The sequence below is a fragment of the Calyptranema fuscum S582 genome (assembly GCF_055793305.1).
The window spans coordinates 55,542-62,249 of the sequence record NZ_JBSLYH010000046.1; the positions used below are offsets into that span (position 1 = coordinate 55,542).

At 46.8% G+C, this 6,708-nt stretch carries 10 protein-coding genes; 5 read left to right on the forward strand and 5 right to left on the reverse strand.

The features are described 5' to 3' along the window. Nucleotides 1-102: 102 nt before the first annotated feature. A complete protein-coding gene (msrA, locus tag ACR6Z4_RS24950; RefSeq protein ID WP_479720050.1) occupies nt 103-762 on the forward strand; it encodes a peptide-methionine (S)-S-oxide reductase MsrA in 660 nt (219 codons plus the stop codon). A 294-nt stretch (nt 763-1,056) separates the two neighbouring features. Here the strand turns inward: msrA and ACR6Z4_RS24955 are convergent, their stop codons facing one another. The 3 genes from ACR6Z4_RS24955 to ACR6Z4_RS24965 all read right to left on the reverse strand — a co-directional run bounded on the left by ACR6Z4_RS24955 (nt 1,057) and on the right by ACR6Z4_RS24965 (nt 2,178). After that, nucleotides 1,057-1,596 carry a GIY-YIG nuclease family protein gene (locus ACR6Z4_RS24955; RefSeq protein ID WP_479720051.1) on the reverse strand — a complete coding sequence of 180 codons (540 nt, stop codon included), beginning with the start codon at nt 1,594-1,596 and terminating at the stop codon, nt 1,057-1,059. A gap of 62 nt (nt 1,597-1,658) precedes the next feature. Continuing rightward, entirely contained in the window at nt 1,659-2,009 is a 351-nt protein-coding gene (locus tag ACR6Z4_RS24960) for a hypothetical protein (protein WP_479720052.1), read from the reverse strand. Beyond that, nucleotides 1,999-2,178: a hypothetical protein gene (locus ACR6Z4_RS24965; RefSeq protein ID WP_479720053.1), complete on the reverse strand. Its 180-nt coding sequence runs from the start codon at nt 2,176-2,178 to the stop codon at nt 1,999-2,001. Before ACR6Z4_RS24965 ends, ACR6Z4_RS24960 begins: the two co-directional genes overlap by 11 nt. A 155-nt stretch (nt 2,179-2,333) precedes the next feature. Here ACR6Z4_RS24965 and ACR6Z4_RS24970 point away from each other — a divergent pair, with 155 nt between their 5' ends. From ACR6Z4_RS24970 to ACR6Z4_RS24980, 3 genes are all read left to right on the forward strand, one after another. Next, complete coding sequence (locus tag ACR6Z4_RS24970; RefSeq protein WP_479720054.1) at nt 2,334-2,813, forward strand: flavin reductase family protein; 480 nt, start codon at nt 2,334-2,336, stop codon at nt 2,811-2,813. Nucleotides 2,814-2,824: 11 nt separating this feature from the next. Then, on the forward strand, nt 2,825-3,178 hold the full coding sequence (locus tag ACR6Z4_RS24975) for a phenylpyruvate tautomerase MIF-related protein (RefSeq protein WP_479720055.1): 354 nt from the start codon (nt 2,825-2,827) through the stop codon (nt 3,176-3,178). Nucleotides 3,179-3,291: 113 nt separating this feature from the next. Further along, on the forward strand, nt 3,292-3,996 hold the full coding sequence (locus ACR6Z4_RS24980; RefSeq protein ID WP_479720056.1) for an HAD family hydrolase: 705 nt from the start codon (nt 3,292-3,294) through the stop codon (nt 3,994-3,996). 102 nt (nt 3,997-4,098) lie between these two features. On the opposite strand, the gene ACR6Z4_RS24985 is transcribed toward ACR6Z4_RS24980, so the two are convergent. After that, nucleotides 4,099-4,542, reverse strand: a complete 444-nt coding sequence (locus ACR6Z4_RS24985) for a hypothetical protein (RefSeq protein WP_479720057.1) — start codon at nt 4,540-4,542, stop codon at nt 4,099-4,101. A 436-nt stretch (nt 4,543-4,978) separates the two neighbouring features. Here ACR6Z4_RS24985 and ACR6Z4_RS24990 point away from each other — a divergent pair, with 436 nt between their 5' ends. Beyond that, nucleotides 4,979-5,317 (forward strand): 4a-hydroxytetrahydrobiopterin dehydratase, encoded by a 339-nt coding sequence (locus ACR6Z4_RS24990; protein WP_479720060.1) that lies wholly within the window; start codon nt 4,979-4,981, stop codon nt 5,315-5,317. A 171-nt stretch (nt 5,318-5,488) separates the two neighbouring features. Here ACR6Z4_RS24990 and ACR6Z4_RS24995 read toward each other — a convergent pair whose 3' ends face one another. Further along, a complete protein-coding gene (locus ACR6Z4_RS24995) occupies nt 5,489-6,160 on the reverse strand; it encodes a PIN domain-containing protein (RefSeq protein WP_479720058.1) in 672 nt (223 codons plus the stop codon). Nucleotides 6,161-6,708: the final 548 nt, after the last annotated feature.

A 6,708-nucleotide genomic window follows, 5' to 3' on the forward strand; every position in this document is an offset into this window, starting at 1 on the left:
ATTTTAGGGAAGAAGTTGAACGGGAAACCAACCGTTTCACCTTTGATTTCATTCCCGTACTAAAGCAACACCAGAAAGTCTTAAAAAATTAGGAACAGAACAATGGGTTTATTTGGATTGGGTAAAAAATTATCGTTGCCTACTCCCGCCGAAGCATTACCAGGTCGGACCGAAGCAATGCCCGTGCCTGCTAAACACTTTGTCAATGGCAACCCGCTTCAGCCCCCGTTTCCTCAGGGGATGGAGTTGGCATTATTTGGGTTGGGTTGTTTTTGGGGTGCAGAACGCAAGTTTTGGCAACTCGAAGGAGTTTACAGCACTTCTGTGGGCTATGCCGCAGGCAGCACACCCAACCCGACCTATCGGGAAGTTTGTAGTGGCATGACCGGACATAACGAAGTTGTGCGCGTTGTTTTTGATCCCAATGTCATCAGCTACGATGCTTTATTAAAGGTATTTTGGGAAAGCCACGACCCGACGCAAGGGATGCGGCAGGGCAATGATGTCGGAACTCAATATCGTTCGGGCATTTACGTTTATTCTGAGGCGCAGAAGCAAGCGGCAGAAGCCACGAAAGAAATGTTTCAGGCTGAACTGAGCAAAGCAGGATATAGCAACATTACAACCGAAATTTTGGCTGCTCCTGAGTTTTACTACGCCGAAGACTATCATCAGCAATATCTTGCCAAAAATCCTGGTGGCTATTGCGGTTTAGGTGGCACAGGTGTAGGTTGCCCCATCGGCACCGTCACGATGGGATAGGTTGTGTGGGCATGGCTTAATAATGTATGAATTTGAGCGTGACCCCTTCGGGGTCACGCTCAAATTCATATGGTTCTACGCAATCTAGTTAGGACATCGGGGGGTGGGGGCACCGCCCCCACGCAGGGGTTCCACCCCTGCACCCCGTCCTAACCCTAATGCGTACCGCTATACCCAAAGTCAGTAAAGCAAAGAGAGGGCGGGTGCCGGAGGCACCCGCCCTCTCTTTGCTTGGGATGGTATTGACTTGGGTCGCTGTCCCTTGAAAATAGGTAGATGGATGGAGTGCTGCCGTTATTTCAGGCTCAGCAATCCTTCTTCTTTGAGCTTGGGATCAAAGCGAAATTGCATCTTCACGCCACGCGCGTCTAACACCGCAAAAATTTCTGCTTCAACTCGACGCGAAACCTGCTTTAAGGCTTTGACCCGACCCAGATCATCGCTCGATTCGTATGCGGCTATTTCGGCTGAGGTCATTTGATCTTTAGCGGCGATCGCCTGATTCCACAATCCTTCATCGACGCCATTGCCAGCCGGTGTGCTGCCATTTTCTGCAATCCAGCGATCGCGAATGCCTTCCAAAATCGTCTTACTCGGTCGTTGAATGGTCTGCACCTTGACCCAATAACACTGCTGCGGTCGCCTCACCAAATGCTGCTTGAGGCTGAGCGATACATCCCGCGAATAGCCAATAAACTGAAGGGTTTTGGTGTCATCAAAAATCGCATAGACCCCCACCTTGCCATCAAACTGGTCGGTCATCAGCCCGTCTTCGTTGATGTAAGTGATGAACTCAAGATCGGCAAGTGAGGGAGTAGTCGTGTCGGAAGTCATGGGAAAAACGATAAAAGGGGATAGAAACGTCGGTGAATAGGGACTGGAGACGCACTGCGTCTCTAGCCTCTATGCACTTGATAGATGGCACAGAGGCGACTGGGCTGGAAAATTTTTGCCTTAAACATGAAATTGGGTGGAACGTTGACGATGACATGAGCGGGAGAGTCGAGATAGATCTCATACTCGGGTGGCATGCCCTTAGTCGCTTCGAGGGTATAGGGTGTGGGTTGAAATAGCAGTTCTGTAAATTCAACCTGTTGGCAGGGAGGCTCTGTGGAAGCGGCAGCATTGACCTGCTGGCACACTTGCTGAAGGAAGGCGTCACTTCTGAGCAAGGCGAATAACGTGTCCTTTGCGGTCGGTTCGAGTGTAAAGTGACTGTCAAATTTTTCGACAATTTTAATTCGCATGGGTGTGTTGCCTCGCTGGCGATCGCCAATTTCTCATATCCAACGCCTGACATTGCTGGGGTTCAGTCATGAATTTGACGGTAGACCCGCAGGGGTCATCATCCAATTCATCGCCCACTTCAGCAATGCCCAGTTCCTTATAGATAGTGCAATAATTCCGCGCCTTCATTCACCGATCTTGATAAAGTTTGATACTAAACTTAAAGGTGTGGCATGGCTGAACACAGGGACACGTTGAACCTATAACTAAGGGGTTCATGTTTAAGCTGTTCCTAAAATCAGCGCTACTGAATGGATTGACCTGTATTTCAAAGGGGTAGAGTCTTGCTAGACGAACAGGCAAAGAAAGTAATGTTGCGGAAGATTCCTCATGGACTCTATATCTGCGGCGTCAAAGATGGGGATGAAGTGAACGGATTTACCGCCAGCTGGGTGATGCAGGCATCGTTTGCCCCACCTTTGGTGGTTAACTGCGTCAATCAAAAATCAATTTCCCATGCCATGATCCTGTCCAGCCAGGTCTTTGCCCTGAGCTTTTTAGAAGCCGGACAAAAAGAAATGGCACAAAAGTTCTTCAAACCGATGCGACGGGTTGGCAATAAGTTTGAAGACGTTGATTTTTATTTGGGTGAAACGGGCTGTCCGATCATCTCCGATTCACTGGGCTACGTCGAATGCCAGGTGGTGGGATCGGTGGAAAAGGGCGACCATACCGTTTTTGTCGGTGAAGTGATTGCTTCCGGCATCCATCGCGAAGGAGAGCCATTGCTGTTGGAAAGCACAGGTTGGCAGTACGGCGGGTAAAGGAGAAAACGATGCCATTGATTAAAGTTCAAGCTTCGGTCTCTGCCCCTGAACCAGCGGCAGTCGAAGCGATGCTAAAGCAATTGTCGGCAAGTCTAGCCAAACATACGGGTAAGCCCGAATCCTATGTGATGACGGCATTTGAACCAGATGTGGCTATGACCTTTGGTGGCACCACTGATCCCGCTTGTTATATAGAAATCAAAAGCGTGGGGTCAATGAGTTCGAGTCAGACCCAGGCAATGAGTCAGGATTTTTGCCAAAAAGTAAATCAGTCATTGGGCATTCCTACGAACCGCACCTATATTGAATTTGCCGATGCCAAAGGCTATATGTGGGGCTGGAACGGGTCAACGTTTGGTTAATATTTTTTTTGAGAGCGCGACGGCGGAGCCGTCGCGCTCAACAAGACTTTAAGGTTCATGCAGCTGTGATGCTGAGGTTACGAGTCCGACGGTGTGTTTAAAACGGGAGCATTATGCTGAGTGCATTGCTATTTGATCTGGATGGAACACTAGCCAATACGGATCCGATTCATTTCCAGACCTGGCAAGAACTGCTGCGAGACTATGGCTTAGACATCGATCGCCCATTTTATCAACAGCACTTTAGCGGTCGGCGCAATCTAGAAATTGCTCAAGATCTGTTGCCGCAGTTGTCGCCGGATGCCGCAGAAGCGTTAAGCCAATTGAAAGAAGCAACCTTTCGTCAGCGATCGCAAGACATGTCACCGTTGCCGGGATTGCTGGAGCTATTGACCTGGGTTGAACAGCAGGCATTGAAAAAAGCCATTGTCACCAATGCCCCGCGTGCGAATGCCGAGTTTATGTTGCGATCGCTGGGCTTAGACGCAACATTCCCGATCGTAATTCTGGGCGATGAGTTAGCCATGGGCAAACCCGATCCTTTGCCCTATCAACTGGGACTGAGTCGATTGGGCGTATTGCCCGAACATGCGATCGCCTTTGAAGATTCGCCATCGGGATTGCGGTCGGCGGTAAATGCCGGAATTCTCACGGTGGGAATTGCTTCTACCCACGACCCCGATGACCTCTATGCGATCGGGGCAACGTTGGTGGTCGATGATTTTACCGATACCCAGTTGATGGAACTGTTGCACTGGAAGCAAACCCACGCCGACGCCTATCCACCCAACGAGTGTTTCTCCCTGCGTTCCCACTAGACAAAACAAGGGGTTCTCTTAAAACCGGCATCTTTAAAGGCGATCTGAATAGTTGATTTTGCCTGACCGAAGGTCAGGCAAAATCAACTATTCAGATCACTTTTATTGCATCATCACGCTATCGGTGGCTTGCCGAATGAAGTACCGTGACGTATTTTCGGTGGGCGAACGGTAGAGATAGAGTTGGTTGCCATTCTCTAGCTCAAAAATGTAGTACACGGCTTCCGCAGTCGTCAGTTGTTGCTCTCTGGGAATACCTGCATTTTCAGGGAAATACCCGCCTCGGCTGACCACTGTGTAGTTATTCAAAATATTCGCGGCTGTATTGAAAACGGTTTGAAAGTCTCCATTAAAGTTGCGATCGACCTGAAGATCTGCCAGGAACCCTTGAGACAGCGTCGTGGAACTATCTTGAGAAAGAGCAATGAGTTGGTTGAAAGGCAAAATGCCCCGACGAATTTCGGTCTGAGCCTGGACGGGTTGATTCAGAGCGATCGCCAATAAGCCTGTTACAACGAGTTGAGTCACCAATCTAAACGGACGCATTTCTAAATCCTCTACAATTTCAATGGTTTCAATCGTTATCCAACGCTAGCGGTTGAAATACGGTGTCTAGAGCGAGCTATCGAACCCATTAGCCCCAATTTAGGCAACTATGAATGTTAACGAAGGCAAATGGGTGGATCGCGCAATTTTTTGGGCTAGAGTTGCCACTTAGGATCAGCAATTAAATAAAATCTGGAAGTTGATGTTTGGAAGCGCGGCTCCGCCGCGCTTCCAAACATAAATCTTTGGTTTTATTAAATTCACGATCCTTAGAGATGTAGCATAAGAGCATCTCAGCCTTCTATTTCAAACCTTACCAAGAAATCCACAGATCTATCGATCTCGCTCTTTTCAATTCAGATTCAATTCAAGTTCATTGTCTATGCTAAAAAAATTGGCATATTTACCTCGGTGGGGCATGGCGATCGCCATCTTGATGTGTACCGTTTGCGATCGCCCTGTGGCTGCCAATACGTTACAACGCTTAAGTGAAGCAGAAATTGCTGAGCAATTGCCTCAGTTACCTGGTTGGAGCAGCGATGGACAGCAACTTTCCTGCACCTACCAATTTGTCGATTTTGTAGAGGCGATCGCTTTTGTTAATCGTCTGGTCGAACCTGCCGAAGCTGCCGGACACCATCCCGATTTAATGATTTCCTATAATCGCGTTGGCATCAGCCTGACAACCCACGATGCCGGAGGTTTAACCGCTCTCGATTTTGCAGTGGCAGAGGCGATCGCCCAGATCAACCCCAGCCCTTGTGTTTCAGATTGAGGCAGACTATCAACCCGCTTATCTTACAACCCATTTAGAAGCGTTATATAGCGATCCTAAATCCGTTTTAAAAGCGATCGCTTTCAAGCCGGATCATTTTCAACTGAACATTTTCACGAATCAAATAGGATCACTATCGCTGTTTTCAATCGTTTCCATTTTCCTAAAACATTAGGATTGATTTGCAAGTTCTTTTATCTTTTTGTCGTCATACAATACCTTATTCTCTGAAACTTTGACCGCACCTCGCGCTGTTAATAATTTAAAAACTTCTACCGCTGCCTCAGGATTATCTTTGAACTTATTCTTAATACTATTTAGTAAAGTATCTTTCTTGGCAGGTCTATGTTTACTGTGGCTAATGAGATGTGTGCAGTAGATTTGGATGGGGGAATTTAACGCAGCAGATTCTTTGGCTTGGGTAGTTTTCTTTTCATCCTTATGGGTACCTATGCGTTCAGCAGAACGTCCTTGACTTTTGAGCAAATTTACAACGTGGTCTAAATCGCTATCATTTGAAATGATTGCAAAGTGGGTTTCTTTGGCTAACTGTTGCATTAGAACACCGGCAAAAAAGCAAATACCAAAATCTGCTGCATTTTTACCTCCACTTGTCATTCTAAAAATTCTTAATTTATTTGAACTTACCGTTTCACTTAACGGGATCAACCAGTCAAGAGGGATTCTTGCTCCGGTTTGCGCATAGCAAATCACAACCTGCGAGAATTGATCTAGTTTTGCTTGTAATTGATGAATCTGATCAGGACAATTTTCTAAGTCAATCAATAGTACTTTATCTATCTCAGCATCATTTTGAGTAGAATTTTGATTGTCTTTAGTCATGGCTTTTCATGAACATAAGCTTGCAAAATAAGCTAGCAACAATGAACACTAGAACGCAACTATTCTACTCACGCTCTCGACAAAATGCTAATCTGATAACGCTAATCTGATTATGTTTTTAAATCACAAGTTTTGCCCCCACAGCACAATACTGAATCAACCCGCATAGTGTTACATAAACAAAAAGCCTCTTGACGAGGCTTTTAAAGACTGAATATGTAAACTGACTCGAATCGTCATTACAGCTCAGGATCGTGAATTAAATAAGATCGGCAACTTCAGCCTTTTATTTGTACGGGCGCGGCATTCGGCAGATGACTTTAAGGCAATAGTAAAGACTTTTTACCGAATGCCACGCCCCTACGGAGGAAATTACATCTTAATTTCAGCCTTCTGCTTGTACGGGCGCGGCATTCGGCAGATAACTCTAAGGCAATGGTAAAGACTTTTTACCGAATGCCACGCCCCTACGGAGGAAATTACATCTTAATTTCAGCCTTCTGCTTGTACGGGCGCGGCATTCGGCAGATAACTCTAAGGCAATGGTA

Bases quoted from the DNA above. Each gene is read 5' to 3' on its own strand.
- ACR6Z4_RS24980 (WP_479720056.1), top strand. From the start codon at position 3,292: ATGCTGAGTGCATTGCTATTTGATCTGGATGGAACACTAGCCAATACG.
- ACR6Z4_RS24975 (WP_479720055.1), top strand. From the start codon at position 2,825: ATGCCATTGATTAAAGTTCAAGCTTCGGTCTCTGCCCCTGAACCAGCG.
- msrA (WP_479720050.1), top strand. From the start codon at position 103: ATGGGTTTATTTGGATTGGGTAAAAAATTATCGTTGCCTACTCCCGCC.
- ACR6Z4_RS24960 (WP_479720052.1), bottom strand. From the start codon at position 2,009: ATGCGAATTAAAATTGTCGAAAAATTTGACAGTCACTTTACACTCGAA.
- ACR6Z4_RS24985 (WP_479720057.1), bottom strand. From the start codon at position 4,542: ATGCGTCCGTTTAGATTGGTGACTCAACTCGTTGTAACAGGCTTATTG.
- ACR6Z4_RS24955 (WP_479720051.1), bottom strand. From the start codon at position 1,596: ATGACTTCCGACACGACTACTCCCTCACTTGCCGATCTTGAGTTCATC.
- ACR6Z4_RS24965 (WP_479720053.1), bottom strand. From the start codon at position 2,178: ATGAAGGCGCGGAATTATTGCACTATCTATAAGGAACTGGGCATTGCT.
- ACR6Z4_RS24995 (WP_479720058.1), bottom strand. From the start codon at position 6,160: ATGACTAAAGACAATCAAAATTCTACTCAAAATGATGCTGAGATAGAT.
- ACR6Z4_RS24990 (WP_479720060.1), top strand. From the start codon at position 4,979: ATGTGTACCGTTTGCGATCGCCCTGTGGCTGCCAATACGTTACAACGC.